At 69.6% G+C, this 22850-nt stretch carries 17 protein-coding genes; 16 read left to right on the forward strand and 1 reads right to left on the reverse strand.

The genetic code is table 11. From position 1 onward, the window contains the following. Positions 1–80 precede the first annotated feature (80 nt). The 13 genes from G6O68_RS02470 to G6O68_RS02530 all read left to right on the forward strand — a co-directional run bounded on the left by G6O68_RS02470 (position 81) and on the right by G6O68_RS02530 (position 17281). A complete protein-coding gene (locus tag G6O68_RS02470) occupies positions 81–1127 on the forward strand; it encodes a collagen-binding domain-containing protein (protein WP_165244649.1) in 1047 nt (348 codons plus the stop codon). Between the two features lie 251 nt (positions 1128–1378). Continuing rightward, positions 1379–2422 (forward strand): collagen-binding domain-containing protein, encoded by a 1044-nt coding sequence (locus G6O68_RS02475; protein WP_165244391.1) that lies wholly within the window; start codon positions 1379–1381, stop codon positions 2420–2422. 369 nt (positions 2423–2791) lie between these two features. Continuing rightward, a complete protein-coding gene (locus G6O68_RS02480) occupies positions 2792–4132 on the forward strand; it encodes an ammonia-forming cytochrome c nitrite reductase subunit c552 (protein WP_165244393.1) in 1341 nt (446 codons plus the stop codon). Further along, positions 4110–4982 carry a hypothetical protein gene (locus tag G6O68_RS02485; RefSeq protein ID WP_165244395.1) on the forward strand — a complete coding sequence of 291 codons (873 nt, stop codon included), beginning with the start codon at positions 4110–4112 and terminating at the stop codon, positions 4980–4982. Before G6O68_RS02480 ends, G6O68_RS02485 begins: the two co-directional genes overlap by 23 nt. A 106-nt stretch (positions 4983–5088) precedes the next feature. Beyond that, the gene (hisD, locus tag G6O68_RS02490; RefSeq protein ID WP_165244397.1) at positions 5089–6447 is read left to right on the forward strand and encodes a histidinol dehydrogenase; all 1359 of its coding nucleotides are present in this window, start codon (positions 5089–5091) and stop codon (positions 6445–6447) included. A gap of 33 nt (positions 6448–6480) precedes the next feature. Next, positions 6481–7014, forward strand: coding sequence for a GNAT family N-acetyltransferase (locus G6O68_RS02495; protein ID WP_240910980.1), 534 nt, complete (start codon positions 6481–6483; stop codon positions 7012–7014). Between the two features lie 82 nt (positions 7015–7096). After that, on the forward strand, positions 7097–8107 hold the full coding sequence (hisC, locus tag G6O68_RS02500; RefSeq protein WP_165244653.1) for a histidinol-phosphate transaminase: 1011 nt from the start codon (positions 7097–7099) through the stop codon (positions 8105–8107). A gap of 72 nt (positions 8108–8179) precedes the next feature. Next, entirely contained in the window at positions 8180–8776 is a 597-nt protein-coding gene (gene hisB, locus G6O68_RS02505; protein ID WP_165244399.1) for an imidazoleglycerol-phosphate dehydratase HisB, read from the forward strand. A 44-nt stretch (positions 8777–8820) separates the two neighbouring features. After that, a complete protein-coding gene (locus G6O68_RS02510) occupies positions 8821–9891 on the forward strand; it encodes a lysylphosphatidylglycerol synthase transmembrane domain-containing protein (RefSeq protein WP_165244655.1) in 1071 nt (356 codons plus the stop codon). 121 nt (positions 9892–10012) lie between these two features. Next, positions 10013–11521, forward strand: coding sequence for an amino acid permease (locus tag G6O68_RS02515; protein WP_165244401.1), 1509 nt, complete (start codon positions 10013–10015; stop codon positions 11519–11521). A gap of 55 nt (positions 11522–11576) precedes the next feature. Further along, a complete protein-coding gene (locus G6O68_RS02520) occupies positions 11577–15662 on the forward strand; it encodes a HEAT repeat domain-containing protein (RefSeq protein ID WP_165244403.1) in 4086 nt (1361 codons plus the stop codon). A 108-nt stretch (positions 15663–15770) separates the two neighbouring features. Beyond that, positions 15771–16571: a hypothetical protein gene (locus G6O68_RS02525; RefSeq protein ID WP_165244405.1), complete on the forward strand. Its 801-nt coding sequence runs from the start codon at positions 15771–15773 to the stop codon at positions 16569–16571. A gap of 20 nt (positions 16572–16591) precedes the next feature. After that, on the forward strand, positions 16592–17281 hold the full coding sequence (locus G6O68_RS02530) for a hypothetical protein (RefSeq protein ID WP_165244407.1): 690 nt from the start codon (positions 16592–16594) through the stop codon (positions 17279–17281). A gap of 22 nt (positions 17282–17303) precedes the next feature. Here the strand turns inward: G6O68_RS02530 and G6O68_RS02535 are convergent, their stop codons facing one another. Further along, a complete protein-coding gene (locus tag G6O68_RS02535; RefSeq protein ID WP_165244409.1) occupies positions 17304–19583 on the reverse strand; it encodes a S9 family peptidase in 2280 nt (759 codons plus the stop codon). Between the two features lie 135 nt (positions 19584–19718). Here G6O68_RS02535 and G6O68_RS02540 point away from each other — a divergent pair, with 135 nt between their 5' ends. The 3 genes from G6O68_RS02540 to G6O68_RS02550 are packed head-to-tail and all read left to right on the forward strand — an operon-like array spanning position 19719 to position 22844. Beyond that, positions 19719–20627: a dihydrodipicolinate synthase family protein gene (locus tag G6O68_RS02540; protein ID WP_165244411.1), complete on the forward strand. Its 909-nt coding sequence runs from the start codon at positions 19719–19721 to the stop codon at positions 20625–20627. Between the two features lie 22 nt (positions 20628–20649). Further along, on the forward strand, positions 20650–21603 hold the full coding sequence (locus tag G6O68_RS02545; protein WP_165244413.1) for a 4-hydroxyproline epimerase: 954 nt from the start codon (positions 20650–20652) through the stop codon (positions 21601–21603). Then, positions 21600–22844, forward strand: a complete 1245-nt coding sequence (locus G6O68_RS02550) for an NAD(P)/FAD-dependent oxidoreductase (RefSeq protein ID WP_165244415.1) — start codon at positions 21600–21602, stop codon at positions 22842–22844. The genes G6O68_RS02545 and G6O68_RS02550 overlap by 4 nt, the downstream gene beginning before the upstream one ends. Positions 22845–22850: the final 6 nt, after the last annotated feature.

Consider the following 22850-nt stretch of genomic DNA (forward strand, 5'->3'; position numbering starts at 1 on the left):
GCGACGCGGCTCGACTCTACGTCGTGTGGACGCCGGGCCGTCTCGGCCCCGAGCCATGAACTGAATCTCCTGGAGTCTCCATGAAGAAGTTCGCGAAGCATGTGTTGGGCCTCTGCATCCTGGGCGCCGTCTCCTCTCCGATGACGGCCAGAGCCGACCTCCTCACCACCTGGAACTTGATCACGACCGGCAACCTGTACGCCGCGAACGACGCCCAGGGGGGCGTCCGGGTCGGCGGGAACATGTACGTCCAGAACACCTTCGAGGCCGCGGCCAACCTGGGAGTCCCCTCGGGACCCGCGCTCGTGGTCGGCGGCAGCATCTACACCGCCCAGCAGAACCCCAACCCCGGGACCGTGAAGGTCAACAACGGCGGCGCGGTGATCGGCGGCACGGTCAACGGCGGGACCACGAACAAGAACCAGAACGGCCAGGCCATCGTCGTCTCCCAGTCGCAGGGCGGGACGGTCGGCTTCGACTCGTCGGTCGCGGGAATCGGGGCGGCCGACTACGCCGAGTTGAAGGCGAACTCGGCCGGATTCCTGGCGATGGCGTCCACCGGCGGGACGGTCGTGATCCCGTCCCCCGCCGGCCAGGACGGGCCGGCCTCGTTCACCCTGACGAGCGCGAACTTCGACGCCCTCGGCAACGCCGTGTTCAACCTCGACGGCGAGTCGCTCTTCGAGAACGCGAAGGTCCAGCAGGTCTCGCTCTACCTGAACGGCCACACGTTCCAGGACGGCGAGTCGGTGATCTTCAACGTCAGCGGCGTGAACATCGACTTCGCCAAGTCCTACAATTTCACCGACGGCTTCGTCGGCTCGGTCGCGAACATCATCTGGAACTTCTACGAAGCCGAGACGATCAACCTCAACAACAGCAACTTCCACGGCGCCCTGCTCGCGCCCGACGCGACGCTCACGAACATGAACACCACCCAGGGCTCCGTCTTCGTCAAGAACCTGGGCACCCAGTACGGCAACGGCATGCGGGCCGAGGTCCACACCCCGTACTACCGCGGCTACGTCCCCGGGACGACCGCAGTCCCCGAGCCCTCCAGCCTGGCGATGGCCGGCCTGGCCGTCCTCGCGGGCGCGGCCTGGAAGGGCCGCCGCCGATCGGCCTGAGCGACGCTCGACGACGGCCGATCGACCACGAGGCCCTCGCGACCACGCGGGGGCTTTTCGCTGCGCGGCGGCGCCTGGCGTCTCGCCGCGCCGTCGCCGGCTCGCGATCTGGCGGGAATTCTTGCCATCCTTTCATCCGCGGCCTAATGGTTGAGGAGACGATGACGTCGCGGGCGAGGAAAGACCGGCCACCCTTCGGAGCCGAAGGGGCCCTCCTCCGTGATCGCCGTCGCGGGCCTACGGAGAGTCGTATGACGAAGCGTGCGAAGGTCGGTTTGATCCTCTCCCTGACGACCATGGCTTCGACGGTCGCCGCCACGCCGTCGCGGGCGGACCTGCTGACGAACTGGAGCCTGGTCACCACCGGCGACCTCTACGCGGGCCACAACGTCCAGGGGACCGTGCGGGTCGGGGGCGGCCTGTACGTCCAGAATTCGTTCGAGGTCGCCTCGAAGCCGAGTTCCCCCGAGCTGAAGTATCCGTCCCTGCTGGTGGGCGGCGACGTGAAGGCGGGCAAGAACCCGGAGACCGTCAAGATCCTCCGGGGCGACGGCGTGATCGGCGGCACGATCAACGGGGCGTCCGACAACAAGGCCAGGATCGTCTCGGCCCGCGACGGGGGGGTCGTCAAGGTCGATCCCGGGGCGGCCGGGTTCGCGGCCTCGGACGACAAGGAGCTGAAAGCCTCCTCGCAGGCCTTCAAGGAGATGAAAGACGAAGGCCAGTCGGTCGTCCTGTCGACGAAGCAGGTCGACACCGCGCGGTTCACCGTGATGACGGTGGACTCGAACGGCAACGCGGTCTTCCACGTCGACGGCGAGCGGCTGTTCGAGAACAACAAGGTCCGGGGCTTCTCGCTGGACCTCAACGGCTACAAGTTCGGCGAGGGCCAGTCGGTCGTCTTCAACGTGAGCGGCGTGGACCTCGATTTCCGCAACGGCCTGAATTTCGACGGCGCGTTCCGCACCTCGTTCTCGAACATCCTCTGGAACTTCTACGAGGCCGGGGAGATCGACCTCAACCGCAACAACTTCGCCGGCACGCTCCTCGCCCCCGACGCCCTGCTGACCGACAACAACACCATCGACGGATCGGTCTTCGTCAAATCGTTCGGCACCAGTTACAAGGATGGGATGGGGGCCGGGATCCGAGGGCCGCTGTACGCCGGGTACGACCCCTCGACGGTGCGGATCGAATCCGTCCCGATCCCGAGCACCCCCGAGCCCTCCGGCCTGGCGATGGCCGGCCTGGCCGTCCTCTGCGGGGCGGCCTGGCGGATCAGGCGACGAGTCTGAAGTCAGGACGACCCGTCCCGGCCGTTCCGATGGCGAGGCCCTCGCGAAACGTCGCGAGGGCCTCGCCGCGCGCCGACGGTCGAGACCTCGAGTCGAGGTCTCGACCGTCGGCAGGCCCTTGGCCGGGCGATCCCGTCGGTGTAGCCTGAAATGACTGGACAGGGCTCGAGCCTCGGCCCGACTCTCCCCAGGAGGGGCCGGGCGACGTCGCCCCCCCGCGATCGCCTTCCGCAAGGCGAGGCGTCAAACTTCAGGTCCCCGATCGTGCGAGCGCCCCCCCTTTCACCGGCCGGGGCGAGGCCGGGGGCTCGTCGGCGGACCCGTCCACTTCGTCGACGCACCGAGATAGGGACCAGCCGGGAGACGACCATGTCGTTCCGCGGATTGTTCATCGCCGTCATGCTCAGCACGGCGCTCATCGTGTCGGCCTTCATGCTGCAATCCCGGAGGCCGAGGCAAGAGATCGCGAGGCCTACGGCCGACCTCGTGAAGGCCACCGGCAAGTGCGCCGACTGCCACCGCCACGAGACCTCGGCCGTGGTGCACGAGTATGAGATGAGCCGGCACAGCAAGGCCGGCGTCAACTGCCTGGACTGCCACCAGCCGAGCAAGGGCCAGGAGCCGTATGACCACAAGGGCTTCACGATCACCAAGAAGCTGACCTCGGCCAACTGCCAGGGCTGCCACCCCAAGCAGTTCGACGAGTACCTGAAGAGCCGGCACGCCGCGCCGGCGTGGGCCGCCGTCTCTGGCACGGCCGACTTCACGCCCGAGCAGATCGCCTTCAGCGAGGCCGTCCACAAGGGGGCCGTGGACCGCCCCGCGCACCCGCTGACGGCCGTCGAGGGGGTCGCGGCCGTCAACAAGGGCTGCCGCCAGTGCCACGACGTCGGCCGGCCCAACCCCGACGGCTCCATCGGCTCCTGCACGGCCTGCCACGCTCGACACGTCGCTTCGGTCGAGCTGGCCCGCCTCCCCGAGACCTGCGGCCAGTGCCACATGGGGCCGGACCACTCGCAGCTGGAGATCTATCACGAGTCGAAGCACGGCGTGCTGTTCAACTCCCAGCGGCAGGTCATGAATCTGGCCGCCCGCCCCGAGAAGCTCAACACCGCCGACATGCCCGTTCCCACCTGCGCCACCTGCCACATGAGCGGGCTGGAGGGGGAGAAGTTCACCCACGACGTGACCGAACGGCTGTCGTACTTCCTCTTCGCCCCGGTATCCGACCGCCGCCCCAAGTTCGAGGAAGGGCGTCGGAACATGAAGGCGATCTGCCTGAAGTGCCACACCAACCCCAAGATCGCCCAGTTCTACGGCGAGGCCGAAGGGGTCGTCCGCTCGACCAACAAGCTCGTCAAGGAGGCCGACACGATCATCGCCGGCCTCCGGAAGGAGGGGTTGCTCACCGACGAGCCGTTCGACGAGCCGATCGAGTACATCCACTTCGACCTGTGGCACTACGGCGGCCGGACCGCCAAGCACGGCGCCTACATGGGCGGTGCCGACTTCGTCCAGTGGCACGGCTACTACGAGATCGTCAGCAAGATGACCGAGCTGAAGAAGTCCGCCGAGGAGATCCGGGAGCGGGCCGCGAAGCACCAGCCGGCCGAGGCCCCGAAGGCCGCCGACCTGCCGGACGACGTCTTCAAGTCGGGAGCCGCCGACGAGCCGGGAGGCGAGACCCATGCTTCGGCAGCTTCGCGATAAAGGATGGCCGGCCCGCCCGCCGTTCTGGGTCGAGCTGTTCGCGATCGGAAACATCGGCTTCCTGGCCGTCGACGTGGCCGTGGCGCACGCGATCAACGCGTTCGAGCACCCGGCCGAGTACATTCCGGTCGCCTTCTCGCTGGCCTGCGCGCCCTTGCTCCTGCTCGCCATGCTGATCGGCGGCCCCGAGCCGGCGACCCGGCGACGACCTCCGGCCGGCGTGGCCCGGTGGCGGTCGGCCCTCGCTCGCTCGATCGGCTTGCTTGTGGGCGGGGGGTCGCTGATCGTCGGCGTGGCCGGCCTGATCCTCCACCTCCGGGGCGACTTCTTCGAGGAGATGACGCTCAAGAACCTCGTCTACACGGCCCCCTTCGCCGCGCCGCTGGCCTATGCGGGGCTGGGCCTCCTGGTCCTGCTCGGCCGGATGGTCGACGTCCGGTCGGAGGAATGGGCCGGCTGGGTCGTCGTCCTGGCGGCCGGCGGCTGGGCGGGGAACTTCGTCCTCAGCCTGGCCGACCACGCCCAGAACGGCTTCTTCCGGCCGAGCGAATGGGCCGGCGTAGTCTCGGCGGCGGTCGCGTTCGGGTTCCTCGTCGGCGTCCTCGCCGCGCCTCGGAACGCCCCCCTGCGACGGCTCGCGGCCGGGGTGATGGTCGCTCAGATCCTGGTCGGAGTGGTCGGGTTCTACCTGCACGTCGAGGCGAACCTCGCGAGGTCGTCGGGGACGATCTGGGGGTCGTTCCTGTACGGAGCGCCGGCGTTCGCCCCGCTGCTGTTCGCGGACCTGGCGATCCTCGGCCTGCTGGGCCTCTGGGGGCTGGCCGCGGCCCCCGAGGCCGAGGCCGGTTGAGCCCCTCGCGGCCCCGTTTCGACCCGCCGCCGTTGCAGGATCGCGGCGAAGGGCGATAATGGAGTCTGCGAGAATCCCGCCGGCCTCGAGATCGTGAGCGAGCACCTTGAGCGTCCCAATCCGCCGAATCGACTGCGCCCGCGACGACGCCCGGGAGGCCGTCGCCTCCCTCCGACGCGAGCTGAGTCCGAAGGGGAACGTCGTCAGCCCGGAAGGCCGGGCGCGGACCGTCGCCGTGTTCGGCGAGCCCCTCTCCCCGCCCCAGGTCGTCGAGCGGATCTGCGACCACGTCGCGAGCCGGGGCCTCGAAGCCGTCCTCGACTACACCCGCAAGCTCGACAAGGTCGACCTGAAGCCCCACGAGGTCCGCGTCTCCGAGGCCGAGCTGGACGAGGCCCATCGCCAGGCCGACCCCGAATACCTGGCGACGATCGCCCGGATTCGCGAGAACGTGCTGGCCTACCAGCGGGCGATCCTCAGCAAGGACGTCCACATCGAGCCGAAGCCGGGCCTGAAGCTTGGGCTGAGGTACACGCCGCTCCGCCGCGTCGGCGTCTGCGTCCCCGGCGGTGCGGCGGCCTATCCGTCGACCCTCCTGATGACCGTGGTCCCGGCGCAGGCGGCGGGGGTCGCCGAGATCGCGGTGGTGGTCCCCCCCACGAAGTTCGGCGGCTACAACGCCGAGCTGCTGGCCGCCTGCCGCGAACTCGGCGTGACCGAGGTGCACCGCGTCGGCGGCGCGCAGGCCGTGGCGGCGCTGGCGTACGGCGTCGAGGGGATCGCCCCGGTCGACAAGATCGTCGGCCCCGGCAACCTGTTCGTCGCCCTGGCCAAGAAGTACGTCTTTGGCGAGGTCGACATCGACAGCATCGCCGGCCCCAGCGAGGTCGTCCTGATCGCCGACGAGACGGCCGACCCCGAATTCATCGCCGCCGACCTCCTCAGCCAGGCCGAGCACTCCCCGGGCGCGAGCATCCTCCTGACGTGGGCCCCGGGCCTCGCCGACAGGGTGCAGGCCGCCCTCGACGCCCAGCTCGCCCGCCTCAGCCGGGGCGACCTGGCGCGCGACAGCCTGGAGCGGTTCGGCGCCCTGATCGAATGCCGCGACGAGGCCGAGGCTGTCGCGCTCTCGAACCTGTTCGCCCCCGAGCACCTCCACGTCTCGACGGCCGACCCGGAGCGTCTGGCCCCGGCGCTGGACATCGCCGGGGCGATGTTCCTCGGCCACCTGACGCCGGTCGCCCTCGGCGACTACGCCGCGGGCCCTTCGCACGTCCTGCCGACGAGCGGCACGGCGCGATGGGCCTCCGGCCTCTCGGCCAACGACTTCCTGCGGCGGACGAGCCTGATCGGCGTCGACCGCCGGGGCCTCGCCGCCCTCGCGCCCGACGTCCGACGGCTGGCCGACGTCGAGGGCCTGACCGCGCACCGATCCAGCGTCGACGTCCGGCTCGATCGGGACTGACGCCAAACGCCCCGCCTGCAGGAGCCGACGACCGTGAGCCAGCCCGACCCCACCCCCGTCACGCCCCGTAAGCGGCCGCCGTTCACGATCCGCCCGGCCGTCCCGGACGACTCGGCGACGATCGCGAACCTGATCCGCGAGCTGGCGATCTACGAGAAGCTCGACCAGTTCGCCAAGGCGACCGCCGAGGACTTCCGGAAGCACCTGTTCGGCCCCCGCCCTTACGCCGAGGTTTTGATCGCCGAGATCGAGGGGGTCGCGGTGGGGATGGCCCTGTTCTTCCACACCTTCTCGACGTTCCGCGGCCAGCCCGGCATCTATCTGGAAGATCTGTTCGTCCAGCCCGAGCACCGCGGCCGGGGAATCGGCAAGGCCCTCCTGGGCTGCCTGGCGAAGCTCGCCCGCGAGCGCGGGTGCGGCCGCCTGGAATGGGCCGTTCTCGACTGGAACGAGCCCGCGATCGGCTTCTACAAGTCCCTCGGCGCAGGGCCGCTCGACGAGTGGATCACCTACCGGATCGCCGACGAGCCGCTCGACCGCCTGGCCGAGGAAGCGCCGAAAGCCTGACCGAACGCGACCGATCAAGGAGCCCTCGAAGGTGGAAAGTCCCGCGGAGCCTCGTCGTTTCGTCCTGCCCCACATCGCCCGGATGGAGGGCTACGTCCCCGGCGAGCAGCCCCAGGGGGGCTCGTTCATCAAGCTGAACACCAACGAGAACCCCTACCCCCCTTCCCCCCGCGCCAAGCAGGCCCTGATCGACGCCGTAAACGACCGCCTCCGCCTCTACCCCGACCCGACCGGCCTGGCCTTCCGACGGACGGCCGCCGCCCTCCACGGGGTCGAGCCCGACATGATCCTGGCCGGCAACGGCTCGGACGACGTGCTGACGATCCTCACACGCACGTTCGTCGGCCCCGGCGACCTCGCCGCCTACCCGACCCCCAGCTACCTGCTCTACTCCACCCTCGCCGCCCTGCAGGACGGCCGGACTCACCTCGTCCCGTTCACCGAGGACTGGCGGCTGGATCTCGACGGATTTCTGAAGCCGGGCGTGAAGCTCGTCTACCTCGCGAATCCCAACAGCCCCTCGGGCACCGCGATCCCGCCGTCCGAGGTCGCCGCGCTCGCGAGCCGGCTGGACTGCCCGCTGGTCGTCGACGAGGCCTACGGCGACTTCGCGCGCGAGAACTGCATCGGCTTGCTGAAAGAGCATCGAAACGTCATCGTCACCCGCTCGTTCAGCAAGGGGTACAGCCTGGCCGGGCTGCGCCTGGGCTACCTGATCGCCGACGCCGCGATCGTCGCCGAGCTGAAAAAGGTCAAGGATTCCTACAACTGCGACGCCCTGAGCCTCGCCGCCGGCCAGGCCGCGCTGGAGGATCAGGCGTACCTGGATGAGACGCGTTCGAAGATTCTCTCCACCCGCGATCGCCTCACCTCGTCCCTGCGGGCGATGGGCCGAGACGTGACCGACAGCCAGGCCAACTTCGTCTGGACGACCGGCGGCCCCCCGGCCGAGTCGACGTTCCAGGAGCTGAAGCGTCGGAGCGTGTTCGTCCGCCTGATGCGCTATCCCGGCTACCCCGCCGGCCTGCGGATCAGCGTGGGGACCGACGCCGAGATCGACCGCCTGCTGCAAGTCCTGGCCGATCTCCCCTGACCGCCGGCCCGGCGATCGGCTACAATCGCCCCCGAGATCCAGAACACGACCCCCAGGCCGGGACCGAGAGCCGTGAGCGAACCCCCGCGCGTCGCCGAGATCGCACGCAAGACCCGCGAGACCGACATCCGCCTGTCGCTGAACCTCGACGGCCAGGGCCGCGTCGAGCTGGCCACGGGCATCGGCTTCCTCGACCACATGCTGGAGCTGTTCGCGCGTCACGCGTTGGTCGACCTCTCCGTGACCTGCCAGGGCGACACGCACGTCGACGACCACCACTCGACCGAGGACATCGGCATCTGCCTGGGCCTGGCGATCGACCAGGCGCTCGGCAAGAAGGCCGGGATCCGCCGCTACGGCCACTGCATCCTGCCGATGGACGAGACGCTGGTCACCTGCGCGGTCGACCTGGGGGGCCGCCCCTACTGGGTCTGGAACGCGCCGATGCCGACCCCCAAGATCGGCGGCTTCGACAGCGAGCTGGTGGCCGACTTCTGGCACGCCGTCGCCACCAACGGCCGGATGAACCTGCACGTCCTGCTGCACTACGGCCGCAACTCGCACCACGTCGCCGAGGCGATCTTCAAGGGCCTCGCCCGCGCGATCCGCGACGCCGCCGAGCGCGACCCCCGCACCGGCGAGGTCCCCTCGACCAAGGGCACGATCTGACGGACGGATTCGAAACGACGACGCATCGGAGGCCCCTCGTGAGCATGGTCGACACCCTGGAATCGGCGCCGGAACGGCCCAAGAAATCCCACGTCGGGACGCTGGTGAACCTCGGCCTGATCGCGCTGGCGTTCGGGCTGCTGGCCCTGGTGGTCCACCAGAACCGGGCCAAGATCCTGGAGGTCTTCTCGCGCAAGCTGGACCTGCGGCTGCTGCTGGTCGGCATCGTCATCTTCCAGGTCAGCGTGATGCTGACCTTCGTGCGCTGGTACGCGCTCGTGAAGGTGATCGAGCCCCGATTCACGCTGCGGTCGACGTTCCTCCTCGGGTTCATCGGTTACGTCTTCAACCTGGTGATCCCGGGAGCGGTCGGCGGCGACCTGATCAAGGCGGCTTACCTGGTCCGGATGCGGATCCGCAAGACGCAGGCCGTCGCCTCGATGGTGATCGACCGGATCCTGGGCCTGCTGGGCCTGTTCGTGCTGGCCTCGGTCGCCGGCATCGCGGCCTGGGCGCTGGCCACCCCCGAGGTCCGCCGCCTGATCCTGGCGGCCTGGGTCGCCACGGGCCTGGGCTTCCTGATGCTCGGGGCGATCTTCGGACGGGTCTTCTCGCGACTCTTCCCCGGCTCGATCGGGCCCCACCACGGCAAGCTCGGCACCGTCGTCTCCGAGCTGGACGCCATGTCCACGACGTACCGCTCGCGGTTGGGAGTGGTCGTGCTGGCGCTGGGGCTGTCGGTCGTCGGCCACTCGATGAACGTCTTCGCGTTCTACCTGATGGGCCGGATGCTCTTCCCCGAGATGACGACGACCCTGGGCCAGCACTTCCTGATGGGCCCGCTGACGCTGTTCACCATGGCCGTGCCGCTCCCCTTCGGCGCGCTCGGCCTGAGCGAGGGGGTCGCCGATCAGCTCCTGAAGCTGGTGGGGCATCCCAGCGGGGCCCTGGCGATGATGGCGTTCCGGGTGCTGATGTACGCCTGCGGCCTCACCGGGGCGATCGTCTACCTGGCGAATCTCAAGGAGGTCCGCGGGCTCACCGCCGCCGCCCATGAGATCGAGCAGGAGATGATCGAAGGCGAGCTGGAAGACGCGGCGCCGACCTCCCCCTGAAATCCGAGCGGCGGCGGGTGCGTCCCCGGCTTTACCGCGGGTGCCCGTTTGCGTACGCTTGTCTCCTTCCACCGGCCGCTCGCCAGGAGCGACGACGCGATTCGGAAGGCAGGCTCGACGCATGCGATGGTTCTCCAGCCCCTGGTTCCGACGGAAGCCGGTGTCCCTCCTGATCGACGAGATGCACGCCGAGGGGGACCGCCTCGATCGAAGGCTGGGCCCGTTCTCGCTCATCGCGCTGGGGGTGGGCGCCACGATCGGCGCCGGGCTCTACGTCCAGACCGGCATCGTCGCCCGGAACACGGCGGGGCCCTCGATCGTCCTCTGCTTCCTGATCGCCTCCATCGGCTGCGGGTTCGCCGCCCTCTGCTACGCGGAACTGGCGAGCATGGTGCCCGTGGCCGGCAGTGCGTATACCTATGCGTACGCCACGCTGGGCGAGCTGGCCGCCTGGATCATCGGCTGGGACCTGATCCTGGAGTTCGCGGTCGGCTCGTGCTTCGTCGCCAACGGCTGGTCCGGCTACTTCGACTCGATCCTCCGCAATCTGTTCCACGTCCACCTCGACCCGAGGCTCCTGCATTCGCCCTGGGACTACGTCGACGGCCGGTTCATCCTGAATCGCGTGAGCCTGCCCGGCGGCGAACAGGTCGTCGCCTGGTTCAACATGCCGGCGGTGCTGATCACGCTCGCCATCACGGCCGTCCTGGTCGTGGGCATCCGCGAGAGTGCGGGGCTGAACGTGGCGATGGTCCTCCTGAACATCGGCGTCATCCTCACGCTCATCGGCGCGGGGGCCTCGTACATCGACCCTGCCAACTGGACGCCCTTCCTGCACGAGGAGCACGGCTGGAAGGGGGTGGCGGCGGGCTCGGCGAAGATCTTCATCGCCTACATCGGCTTCGACTCGATCTCGACCCACGCCGAGGAGGCCCGCAACCCGCGCCGGGACATGCCCATCGGCATCATCGGGGCCCTGGTCATCGTCACGATCCTCTACGCCTCCACGGCGGCCGTGCTCACGGGGATGATCCCCTACACCGAACTCGACCTGACCGCCCCCCTGGCCGCCGCGCTCCAGGCCAAGGGGCTGACATTCGCCGGCACGATGGTCACCCTGGGGATCCTCGCCGGCATGACCAGCTCCCTGCTCGTCGGCAACCTGAGCCAACCCCGCGTGCTGCTGGCGATGTCGCGCGACGGCCTCCTGCCGATCGGGTTCTTCGGTGCGGTCCACCCGCGGTTCCGCACCCCATGGAAATCGACGATCCTCGTCGGCGTCGTGGTGGCGTTGGGGGGCGCGCTCGCGCCGCTGGAATTCCTGGCCGACCTTGTCAGCATCGGCACCTTGTTCGCCTTCGTGGTCGTCTCGGCCGCCGTCTGGATCCTCCGGGTCACCAGCCCCGAGCTTCAGCGCTCATTCCGAGTCCCGTTCGTCGGGTTCGTCTCGTCGATGGGCATCCTCATCAACGGCAGCCTGATGTTCTTCCTCGGGTGGGACAACTGGATCCGACTCCTGGTCTGGCTAGCGCTGGGGCTGGTGATCTACCTGGGTTACAGCCGCCGGCATTCGCTCCTGAACCGCCAGCCGGTCGCCGTGGGCTCGACGACGGTTCCTCCGGCCGCCTGATCGCCCCTACAATGGGAGGGCGACCTTCCACGACGGAGCGACAAGGACCGGCACCATGCTTTCGCTGCCATCGCCTCGACGCATCCTGAGCTCGTTCCTCGTCCTGGTCTCGACCGCCGCCGCGCTCGCCGACGAAACGCTCCGGGTCGAGCCCGCGATCGCCCCGGGCGAGACCTGGGTGCGCGGCTTCGGCGAGCTGCAGGCCGGCCATCGCTACGAGTTGCTCGTCTCCCTCGCGTCGCCGGCCGACGACGACCGCCTGACCGTCCAGTTCGACGGCCCCGGCGGTTTTCGGTTCCGCAAGGACCTGCACGCCGGCGACCCCGACGTCTACCTCCCCTTTCGCCCGACCGTCAACGGCCCCGCCGGGATCCGCCTGGTCCGTTCGAAGTCGCTCGCTCGCGAGCCGACCCCGGTCCTCGTCGACTGGCGGCGCGACGACCTCGCTAACGACGATCCGGCCGCGTTCGAGGCCGAGCCCAACGACGACTGGCGGTCCGCCAGCCCCTTGATCCTCGGTCGTCCCGTCCACGGCTCGGCCGACGACGTCGAGTATCTGGACCACGAACAAGAGGGTCGCGAGGGCGTGGATTGGTTCCGGTTCGAGGTGGCTTTCGAGAAGCCGACCCTCGTCACCTTCACGCTCGACCTGCTCGACCGCGACGTCTCGGCCGACTTGCGGGTCTATACCGTCGTGGACGGCGAGCCGAGGCCGTACCTCGCCGGCAAGGACCCGATGGAGATCGTCCACGACCGGGAGCGCGAACGCTACTCCAAAAACCTCGTGCGGACCTTCGAGCCGGGCGTGTATTACCTGCGGGTGAATGCCAACCACCCGGCGTACGTCCTGCGGACGCGGGTCTCCGAGGTCCCGCCGTTCGAGGATCCGACGGAGGCCGTCGAGGCCGGCCTCCATTACATCCTCAACGCCGGCGACGCCTGGCTGGCGCAGGTCCCGCGCGAGGGGAACCGGTTCGTCCGATCGACCAACCTCCACGAGACGAGCCTGCGATGCACCGGCTGCCACGCCACGAGCTACCCCGCCGAGGCGGCCCTGGCCGCCCATCGGGCGGGCTACGCGATCCAGTCGCGCGACGGCCTGCAGTACCTGATGGACCGCATCGCCGACTCGCCGACTCCCCTCGACGGCGGCGCCGGCCTGTCCTGGCAGCGCTACATCGCGACGCCGCTCGAAGCCCAGGGCGAACAGGGAGGACTCCTCGCCGACTTCGAACGCGAGGTCTCCGGCCGGGAGACCGCCGCGCTCGAACGTTTCGGCCCCTTCCTCCAGGCCGCCTGGTCGGATCGGACCACGCTCCCCGAGGACGAGCAGAACGTCGTCCCGGCCGAGAGCAAGTTCAGCCAGGCCTGGCGCGACCAGAAGGTGCTCGCGGAGCTGGCCCGGCGCACCGGCCGCGACGACTACGCCCGGACCGCCGCCCACATCGCCGCGCTGACCTCCAGCCGTCAGGCCGACCGGCAGGTCGAATCGCTCCAGGACCGCATCCACCGCCTCGTCGCCTGGAGCCGCTTCGACCGCGAGGCGAACGCCGGCAAGATCCGGCGCGAGACCGGCGCGCTGCTCGCGCTGCAGAACGAGGACGGCGGCTGGCACGAATCCGACTCCGGCCCCGGCCCGAGCGCCGTCTACGCCACCGGTCAGCTCGTCGACGCGTTGCTCGAAACCGGGCTCACCCGCGACCATCCGGCCATCGCCCGGGCCTTGAAGTATCTGCTCGCCACCCAGCAGGAGTTCGGCGGCTGGTTCCAGGACGGCACGCACGAGAACTTCCGGACGCCGATGCGCGAGACTCGATACGCCGTCATGGCACTCGCCCGCGCCTTCCCGCGTCCCGAGGCCCCGATGACCTCGTGGGGGAACCGCGACCGTGGCCCCGCCCGGCTCCCCCGCCTCGATTCGCCCGCCCACACGCTCGACGACCTGGAGAACCTCTGGGACGTCCCCGAGGCGGAAGCGGCGAAGTTCCTGGCCGCGATCGTCCCGCTGCTGGATCACCCGTCATCCCTGACGCGGGCCTCGGCAGCGAGCTGCCTCGGGCGGCTAGATCACGCTGAGGCGATGGAGCCGTTGGCGCGCAGGCTGGGCGATCCCTCCAAACTGGTCCGTCGCGCGGCGGCCGTGGCCCTGCGACGCCTGGCTCGCCAGGGACATGAGGTCGAGTCGATCGCACGAGCTTTGAGCGACCCGGATCCCCGAGCCCGTCGCGGCGCGGTGTGGATCTTCGCCTATCAGGCCGGCGACCTGGCGTCACGACCCGAGCTGTCGCCGCCCTTGCTGGAACGGGCGGGCGACTCGGACTTCCTCGCCCGATTCGAGGCCGTCCGCGCCCTCCGCCGCTCGTTCTACAGCACGGCCGACCCCTCGCTCCGCGCGAAGATCGTCGCGACGTTCCTCGAACGCCTGGCAGTGGAGACGGCCTCGCTCCAGCGGCGGAACCTGAGCGAGAACCTGTACATCATGCTCGACGAGAATCTTGGAGGCGGCGTGAGCCTCCGGCGCAACCTGGCGGTGCTGCCCGAATCGGTGCAGCGGAGCGTCCTGGAAGGACGCCGGGCGACCGAGCGCGACGTCCTCCTCGGCCCGATCCTGGCCGCCCTGCGGGACGGCGGCGATCTCCAGCGGGCCGGCGTCCTCCAGGCGTTCGACGGGTCTTTCCTCCGGGGGAGGACCTACGCACGACAGCCGGAAAACGCCGTGGACGTCGGCAACGACCGCGAATTCGGATTCCTGGACGAACCGCCCCTCGAAAGCCTGGAGGCCGCGTTCGCCCCGCTGCTCGACGCCCCCCCGGACGGCCCCGGTCGTCGCCAGTCGCTCCAGCTCGCGAGCTTCTTCAAGCTCCCGGCAAGGTCTCGGGACGCGACGATCCAGGCGGCCGTGCTCCGCGAGCTGGAAGGACCGGACGCCGACGCTCGCGCCGAAGCCATCCGGATCGTGCGGGACGAGACGAGCCTCGCCGGCGCGGAGGACGATCCGGATCGCGTCGCCGCGATCTCCCGACTGCTCGCCGACTCGCCCGAAGCCCGACCGGCCCTGATCGCCGCGCTCGGCCGCAACGGGCCGCTCGCCGGGCGGGCGGAGATCCTCGCGGCCGTGCGGAAGCTCGCGACGCGGCCCGAAGCCTCGCCCGAGCTGCTGCCGGTCCTGGATCGCCTTGATCTGACCGACGCCGAGATCCTCGCCGCGATTGGCCGAGGCTGGCCCGGGTACGACGCTCCCCGCAAGGCCGAGGCGATCCGGATGATCCTGGGTCGTCAGGCCGCTCGGGGAGGAGCAGAGGCGAGCGAGCTGGTGCTCGAACACCTCCGCAAGGCGGCCGAGGATGACTCCGAGGCGATCCGTGAACAGGCCTACGCCGGGCTGATCGAGGCGAGTTCCGACGAGGGCGCCGCGACGTACCCAGCCCTGTCGCGAGCCCTGGTCGACCCCTCGCCAAGGATCCGCCGGCTCGGCCTGGCCGCCACCGCGACCCGCGCGTCGTTCTGGGATCGCGGCGACGCGATGGAACGGCTGGCCTCGCTGTTGCTCGACCCCGACGCCAACGTCCGCTCCGACGCGCTCGACGTGGTGAAGCACAACCGCCTGCTCCCGCGTCACCCCACGCTGGCTCCTCGCGTCAAGGCGGTCGCCGGGGACGAGGCGTTCGCCGCGCGGGTCGACGCGCTGCTCCGCGCCTCGGGTTTCGAGCCGGCGGCCGTGGCCGCCGACGTCGCGGCCGATCGCCCGGCCGTCCTCGACCTGGACACGTTCCGCCGCGACGTGAATCCCTGGTTCTCCAGGCCGTCCGCGGACGGCAACGCCTGCATCGACTGCCACGCGAACCACGCGATTTTCCGCCTGTCGGAGCCCCGCGAGGCCGGGCCGACCGACGCGGACGTCGCCGCGAATTTCGCCTCCGCGCTCAAGGTCGTGAACCTCGCCCGGCCCGAGTCGAGCCCGCTCCTCCGCAAGCCTCGCAGCCCCCAGGCCCGCGAGGACGACCCGGCGGCGCCCTCCCCCGACGGCCCGACCCACGTCGGCGGGACGCGATGGGAGTCGGACGACGACCCCGCCTACCGCGCGATCCTGGGTTGGATCCGACAGGCCTCGCCGCGGGGCGGACCGCCCGAGAATCCCTGAAACCGGGCGGACCGCCCGATTGACAACGGCGTCTTTGCCTGGCAAAGTCATTCAGCTTTACGTCGCAAAGACACCGTTCGCCGACCTGAATCTCGGGAGGATCGCGGGATGGCCATCGTCGAGTCCGGGGGGGAGAAGCGGTCGGCTTGGGGGAGGGGCTTCCGCGAGCTGGACCTGATCCTCCGCGGCGATCGGACGCGTCCGAACGCGCTTCGGGAAGGCGGCCTGCCGATCGACCCGGGGCGGCTGTCGCGGGTGATCGTGCTCCTGTGCGTGGCCTACGGCTTCTGCATGGGGACGTTCGCGATGTTCTCGAAGAACGGCCCCGCGCCGGCGCAGGTGCTCGCGAGCATGGTGAAGGTGCCGCTCCTGTTCTACCTCACGCTGCTCGTGACACTCCCTTCCCTCTACGTCTTCAACGCCCTGGTGGGCTCGCGGCTCACGTTCGGGTCGGTCGTCCGACTGCTGACGGCGACGTTGGGGGTGAACGTGGCGGTGCTGGCCTCGCTGGGGCCGATCGTAGCCTTCTTCTCGGCCTGCACGACGAGCTATCCGTTCATGGTGCTCTTCAACGTCGCGGTGTTCGCCGTGGCGGGATTCCTCGGGCAGATGTTCCTGCTCCAGACGCTCCAGCGGCTCAGCTCGGCGCAGCTTTTGGAGGAGATCCGGGCCGAGCCCTCGGAGGAGAAGCCGGCGGCGATCCGGCCGCCGTCGGACGAGTTCCTGGGTCGGCACGTCAAGACGATCTTCCGGCTCTGGCTGGTGCTGTTCGGGCTGGTGGGGGCCCAGATGGGATGGGTGCTGAGGCCGTTCATCGGCAATCCGGACGTGCCGTTCTCGTGGTTCCGGGACCGCCGGTCGAACTTCTTCGAGGCCGTCTTCCAGGCCTTGCACTCCCTCTTCTCCTGAGCGACCAGGGGGGAAGCACGATGAGCCTCACCCTGCTCTCCCGGGCCGACGACGTGCTTCGCGAAGGGACGGGCCGCGGCGCGGAGGGGCCGCCGGCGCGGCCCGTCTCGTGGCGATGGCGGCTGGCGATCCTGGTCGTCTTCGGCCTGGCCTACGGGGCCGCAATGGGCTCGTACGGCGATCCGCCGGCGGCCCGACCGCTTCAGATGGCCTATTCCGCGATCAAGGTCCCGTTGCTGCTCGGCGCGTCGTTCGCGATCTGCCTGCCGACGTTCTTCGTGTTCAACACGCTGTTCGGCCTCCGGGACGACTTCCCTCGCGTGGTCGCCGCGCTCGCCTCGACGCAGGCGGGGCTCACGGTGATCCTGGCCGCGCTCGCGCCCTTGACGGCCTTCGCGTACGCCTCGGGGATCGATTACAGGCCGGCGGTGCTGCTCAACGGCCTGATGTTCGCGACGGCCAGCTTCGGCGCCCAGGCGTTGCTCAGGCGGAACTACCGCGAGCTGATCGCCGGCAACCCGCTGCACGGCCCGATGCTACGGGCTTGGCTCGTATTGTACGTCTTCGTGGGGATCCAGATGGGCTGGATCCTGCGGCCGTTCATCGGCGAGCCCACCCGGCCGACCCAGTTCTTCCGCGAGGAAGGGTGGAGCAACGCCTACGTCGTCGTGATGGAGATGGTCTGGGGCGTCCTCCTCGGCTCGCGATGAGGGGACGCCCCGGGCCGCTCCGTCATCTCCGAGGCTCGACGCCCAGGAGGTGGCGGACGAAGAAGTCGCGGCGCCGACGTTCGCCGTATGGGCTCCCCCCCGCACCGTGGTCCGCGCCGGGGAAGACGACGAGGTCAAAGTCCTTGTCGGCCTTGATGAGCGCGTCGACGACCTGCATCGTCGACGCCGGGTCGACGTTCCGGTCCAGCTCGCCGACGGTCAGCAGCAGCTTCCCGGTCAGCTTGGGTGCCAGGGTGACGTTCGACTGCTCGGCGTAGTGGGGGCCGACGGGCCATCCCATCCACTGCTCGTTCCACCAGATCTTGTCCATGCGATTGTCATGGCAGCCGCAGTCGGCGACGCCCACCTTGTAGAAGTCGCCGTGGGTCAGGAGCGCCGCCAGGGCGCTCTGGCCGCCGGCCGAGCCGCCGTAGATCCCCACGCGAGTCAGGTCCATCGCGGGGTCCTTCTCGGCGGCGGCCTTCATCCAGAGGATGCGGTCGGGGAAGCCGGAGTCGATCAGGTTCTTCCACGAGACGTCCTGGAACGCCTTGGAGCGGTCGTTGGTCCCCATGCCGTCGATCTGGACCACGATGAATCCCAGCTCCGCGAGCACCCGGTGGGCGTGGATCGGGGCGAACCGCTTGGGGACGAACGAGCCGTGCGGGCCGGCGTAGATCTGCTCGATCACCGGGTACTTGCCGTCCGGCCTGTAGTCGCCGGGGCGGAAGATCACGCCGTGAATGTCGGTCTCGCCGTCGCGGCCCTTGGCGACGAACCGTTCCGGAGCCTTCCAGCCGGTCGCCTCCAGCCGGGAGACGTCGGCCCGCTCCAGCTCCAAGACGAGGCCGCCGTCGCACGACCTTCGCAGCTCGACGATCGGCGGCAGGTCCACGCGGGAATAGGTGTCGAGGTAGAACTCCCGATCCGGCGAGTACTCAACCTCATGATTGCCGTCGCCGGTGGTCAGGTGGATGAGGCCCGTGCCGTCGAAGTTCACGCGGGCGAAGTGGATGTGGTAAGGGTCCTGATCGGGGTGGATGCCGCCGGCGCGGAACCAGACCTGACGCTTCTCCTCGTCGACGCGGTCCACGCCCCGGACGACCCATCGGCCGGAGGTGATCGGATTCTTGACCCGTCCGTCCTTCAGGTCGATCAGGTAGAGGTGATTCCAGCCGTCGCGCTCGGACATCCAGATCAGCTCGGACGACTTCTCCAATCGGCGGTCGAACAGCTTGGAGGAGTAGCAGAAGAACGTCTCGGGCTGTTCGTCGACGACGGCGGCGGCCTTGCCGGTCGCGGCCTCGACGGCGATCAGCCGCATCACCTGATGCCCACGCTGGTTGTACAGGAACGAGAACCGGGCGGAGTCGGGCTCCCAGCGGAAGCCGTCGAGGCTCCAGGGGTTCGGGGCCAGGTCGGGCGCGATCGGGATCTCCTTGCGGGCCTCGACGTCGAACAGGCGGGGCCTGGAGATCGGGACCTGATCGCCGGGCTTGAGGTAGTCGTGCGTGACCAGCTTCGGCTGGAGCTGATCGTTCGGCGCCGAGGCGACCATGTGGACCTTGTGGTCCGACCCCTTCGCGGTGCGGATCGCCACGAACCGTTTCGAGTCGGGCGACCAGTAGACGCCGCGCTCGTAGGAGTCGACGTCGGACCCCTCGAAGGTGAGGCGCGTCTCCTCGCCGCCGGCCTTGGCTCGGAGGATCAGGTTGTCGTCGCGGACCACGACCGAGAACTTGCCGTCCGGCGAGTCCTCTCCGCGTGGCGACGACCGAGTGCTTTCGTCGGGGGGCCGACGCCGCTCGCGTCCCGGGGGCGTCGCCGCCGAGGCGGAGGCGGCCGGCTTCGGGGCCTCGGTCAGCTCGCCGGCCGCGTCGAATTGGTGCGACTTGCCTTCGAAGCCGAAGTGGACCGCGCCGTCCTCGGCGATAGTGAAGTCGTCGAGGGCCAGCTGCGCGGCGTCCAGCGGCCTGCCGGCCTTCTGCGAGAGGGCCTCGGCCAGCTTGGCGTGGTCGAAGGCCGGCCGGCGTTCGCCCTTCTCGGCGTCGACGTACAGATACTGGCGGGCGTCGTCGGGCAGGTCGTTGCGATACCAGAATCGACGGCCCTGGGGGAGCCAGGTGGGGCGTACGCACGCCTTGAAGACCTTGTCGCGAACCTTCTCGTACAGGGCGTCGGCGCGGTCGTAGGCGGCCTTCGAGCCCTCGTCGCCCGCTCGGACGACGCCAGAAAAGGCCGAAACCGCGACGAGGAGGGCGACGGCGAGAAGCTGACAGCGGGGGGCTGAATCTTGATGCATGGATCGATCCGGGCTCCAGCGACTTGCGATTCTCGACCGGTTGGCGATCGAACAAATACCGATTCTCGGATAGTATGACGCGGGAGAGCGACGCCAGGAACAGCATCCGGATCCGACGAGCGAAGGGGCGAGAGGATGACGAGCGCATGGCGCGGCGTGTTCGCCGCGGCGACGACCCAGTTCCATTCCGATCAGTCGCTGAACATCAAGGCGACGCTGGCGCACGTCGACAAAATGATCGACGCCGGCCTCCACGGGCTGATCATGCTCGGCACCGTCGGCGAGAACTGCTCGCTGGAGTATCCCGAGAAGCTCGAGGTACTGCGGGCCACCGTGGACCACGTCGCCGGCAGGATCCCGGTGCTGACCGGTGTGGCCGAGTACACGACGAAGCTCGCGAGCCGGTATGCGGCCGACGCCAAGGTCATCGGCGTGGACGGGCTGATGGTCCTGCCGCCGATGGTCTACAAGACCGCCCCGGAGGAGACGATCGCCCACTTCCGCGGCGTAGCCTCGGCCTCCGACCTGCCGATCATGGTCTACAACAACCCGGTCACCTACGGCGTGGACATCACCCCGGCGATGTTCCAGGAGCTGGCCGACGTGCCGACCCTGGTCGCGATCAAGGAATCGTCCGAGGACGTGCGGCGGATCACCGACCTGATCAACGCCTGCGGCGACCGCTACACGCTGCTCGCCGGCGTCGACGACCTGGTGCTGGAGAGCCTGATGTTGGGGGCGACGGGCTGGGTCTCGGGCCTGGTGAACGCCTTCCCGGCCGAGAACCGGCTCCTGTGGGACCTGGCCGAGGCCGGCCGCTGGGCCGAGGCGACCGAGGTCTACCGCTGGTACATGCCGCTCCTGCACCTGGATACGTATCCCAAGCTCGTCCAGTACATCAAGCTGGCGGTGCAGGAGTGCGGATACGGTTCCGAGACCGTCCGCGGCCCCCGCTTGCCGATCGCCGGCGAGGAACGCGAGCGGATCCTCGCGATCATCCGCAAGGGGATCGCCGAACGCCCCCGGGTCCAGGTCGCGGACTGACGCAAGCGAGGGACGCCGGGCCATGCCGCAGACCGAATTTCGCCGGATCCAGGTCATCGACTCCCACACCGGCGGCGAGCCGACCCGCGTCGTCGTCGCCGGCGGCCCCGACCTCGGCCGGGGGACGATGGCCGAACGTCTCGCCGTCTTCCGCGAACGTCACGACGACTTCCGCTCCTGCGTGGTCAACGAGCCGCGCGGGTCGGACGTGGTCGTGGGCGCCCTGCTCTGCGAGCCGACGAGCCCCGAGGCGGCGGCCGGCGTCATCTTCTTCAACAACATCGGCTATCTCGGCATGTGCGGCCATGGGACGATCGGCCTGGGGGCGACCCTCGCCCATCTGGGCCGGATCGGCCCCGGCGTCCATCGGGTCGAGACCCCCGTGGGCGACGTGACGATGGAGCTGGAGGCCGACGGCTCCGTCGCCGTCGAGAACGTCGTCAGCCGCCGCGCCGCGAAAGGGGTGGCGGTCGACGTCCCGGGACTCCGCCCCTATGTCGGCGACGTGGCCTGGGGGGGGAACTGGTTCTTCCTGGTCGACGACCACGGCGAGCGGATCGACGCGGGGAACGTCGAGCGGCTGACCGACGTCTCCTGGCGGATCCGCCAGGCGCTCGCGGCCCACGACGTCCGGGGCGACGACGGCGGCGAGATCGACCACGTCGAGCTGTTCGGCCCCCCGTCGAGCGCGGCGGCCGACGGCCGCAACTTCGTCCTCTGCCCCGGCAAGGCGTACGACCGGTCGCCTTGCGGCACCGGGACGAGCGCCAAGCTCGCCTGCCTGGTCGCCGACGGCAAGCTCGCCGAAGGGCGGGCCTGGCGGCAGGAGAGCGTAGTCGGCAGCGTCTTCGAGGGTTCCGCGCGGATCGTGGAGGGGGGCGTCCGCCCCCGGATCCGCGGGACGGCCTACATCACGGCCGAGTCGACCCTCCTGGTCGACCGCCGCGACCCCTTCGGTTCGGGCATCCGATCATGAGCCATCGCGTCGTCGTCGTCGGCGGCGGGGTCGTCGGGACCTCGTGCGCCTACTACCTCAACAAGTCCGGCTGGGACGTCACGGTCATCGACCGCGGGACGATCGGCGGCGGCAGCTCGGCGGGGAACTGCGGCTACGTCTGCCCCAGCCACGTCCTGCCGCTGACCGAGCCCGGCGTCGTGGCCGAAGGCCTCGCCTCGCTCTTCCGCAAGGACGCCGCCTTCAAGATCAAGCCCCGTCTCGACCCGGCCCTCTGGTCGTGGCTGTTCCGCTTCGCCCGACGTTGCAACGAACGCGACATGCTGCAAGCCGCCGCGGGGATCCAGGTCCTCCTGGATTCGTCCCGCTCGCTCTACCAGCAACTCATGGCCGACGAGGGGCTGGATTGCGACTGGCGCGAGCGCGGGCTCTTCTTCGTCTACCGGGACCGGAAGAAATTCGAAGCCTACGCGAAGACCGACGCCCTCCTGGGCGAGCGGTTCGGCCGCCCCGCCCGACGCTTCGACGGCGACGCGGTTCGCGACCTCGAACCGGCGCTCAAGCCGGGCCTCGCCGGCGGCTGGCACTACCCCGAGGACGCCCACCTCCGGCCCGACAAGCTGATGGCGGCCTGGCGCTCGACCGTCGAGGGATCGGGCGGGACGTTCCTGGAGGGCTGCGCGTTCGAGGGCTTCACGAGGAGCCAGGGGAGGGCTTCGGCCGTACGGACGAGCCGGGGCGAGATCCCGGCCGACGCCTTCGTGATGGCCGCCGGAGCCTGGACGCCGAAGCTGAACGACGGCCTCGGCTGCAAGATCCCGATCCAGCCCGGCAAGGGGTACAGCCTGACCATGCCCCGGCCTTCGATCTGCCCCGAGACGCCGATGATTTTCCCGGAGTCGCACGTCGCCGTCACGCCGTTCGCCGCCGGCTACCGCCTGGGATCGACCATGGAGTTCGCCGGCTACGACGAATCCATCGCCCCCGCGCGGCTCCAGCTCCTCCGCGACGGCGCCGCGCCGTTCCTCCGTGAGCCCGAGGCCGCGCCGATCGAGTCGACCTGGTTCGGGTGGCGGCCGATGACCTACGACGGCCTGCCGATCATCGATCGCGCCCCGGCGATCGGCAACGTCGTCGTCGCCGCCGGCCACAACATGCTGGGGCTCTCGATGGCCACCGGCACCGGAAGGCTCGTCGCCGAGATCCTCGACGATCGGCCGCCCCACCTGGACCTCAAGCCCTACCGCGCGACCCGGTTCTGACGACCC

It is taken from the genome of Paludisphaera soli, from assembly GCF_011064595.1.
Lineage (GTDB): Bacteria > Planctomycetota > Planctomycetia > Isosphaerales > Isosphaeraceae > Paludisphaera > Paludisphaera soli.

Excerpts from the sequence above, each read along its gene's own strand:
- G6O68_RS02470 (WP_165244649.1), top strand. The coding sequence starts at position 81 with ATGAAGAAGTTCGCGAAGCATGTGTTGGGCCTCTGCATCCTGGGCGCC.
- G6O68_RS02475 (WP_165244391.1), top strand. The coding sequence starts at position 1,379 with ATGACGAAGCGTGCGAAGGTCGGTTTGATCCTCTCCCTGACGACCATG.
- G6O68_RS02480 (WP_165244393.1), top strand. The coding sequence starts at position 2,792 with ATGTCGTTCCGCGGATTGTTCATCGCCGTCATGCTCAGCACGGCGCTC.
- G6O68_RS02485 (WP_165244395.1), top strand. The coding sequence starts at position 4,110 with ATGCTTCGGCAGCTTCGCGATAAAGGATGGCCGGCCCGCCCGCCGTTC.
- hisC (WP_165244653.1), top strand. The coding sequence starts at position 7,097 with ATGGAGGGCTACGTCCCCGGCGAGCAGCCCCAGGGGGGCTCGTTCATC.
- G6O68_RS02510 (WP_165244655.1), top strand. The coding sequence starts at position 8,821 with ATGGTCGACACCCTGGAATCGGCGCCGGAACGGCCCAAGAAATCCCAC.
- G6O68_RS02515 (WP_165244401.1), top strand. The coding sequence starts at position 10,013 with ATGCGATGGTTCTCCAGCCCCTGGTTCCGACGGAAGCCGGTGTCCCTC.
- G6O68_RS02520 (WP_165244403.1), top strand. The coding sequence starts at position 11,577 with ATGCTTTCGCTGCCATCGCCTCGACGCATCCTGAGCTCGTTCCTCGTC.
- G6O68_RS02525 (WP_165244405.1), top strand. The coding sequence starts at position 15,771 with ATGGCCATCGTCGAGTCCGGGGGGGAGAAGCGGTCGGCTTGGGGGAGG.
- G6O68_RS02530 (WP_165244407.1), top strand. The coding sequence starts at position 16,592 with ATGAGCCTCACCCTGCTCTCCCGGGCCGACGACGTGCTTCGCGAAGGG.
- G6O68_RS02535 (WP_165244409.1), bottom strand. The coding sequence starts at position 19,583 with ATGCATCAAGATTCAGCCCCCCGCTGTCAGCTTCTCGCCGTCGCCCTC.
- G6O68_RS02540 (WP_165244411.1), top strand. The coding sequence starts at position 19,719 with ATGACGAGCGCATGGCGCGGCGTGTTCGCCGCGGCGACGACCCAGTTC.
- G6O68_RS02545 (WP_165244413.1), top strand. The coding sequence starts at position 20,650 with ATGCCGCAGACCGAATTTCGCCGGATCCAGGTCATCGACTCCCACACC.
- G6O68_RS02550 (WP_165244415.1), top strand. The coding sequence starts at position 21,600 with ATGAGCCATCGCGTCGTCGTCGTCGGCGGCGGGGTCGTCGGGACCTCG.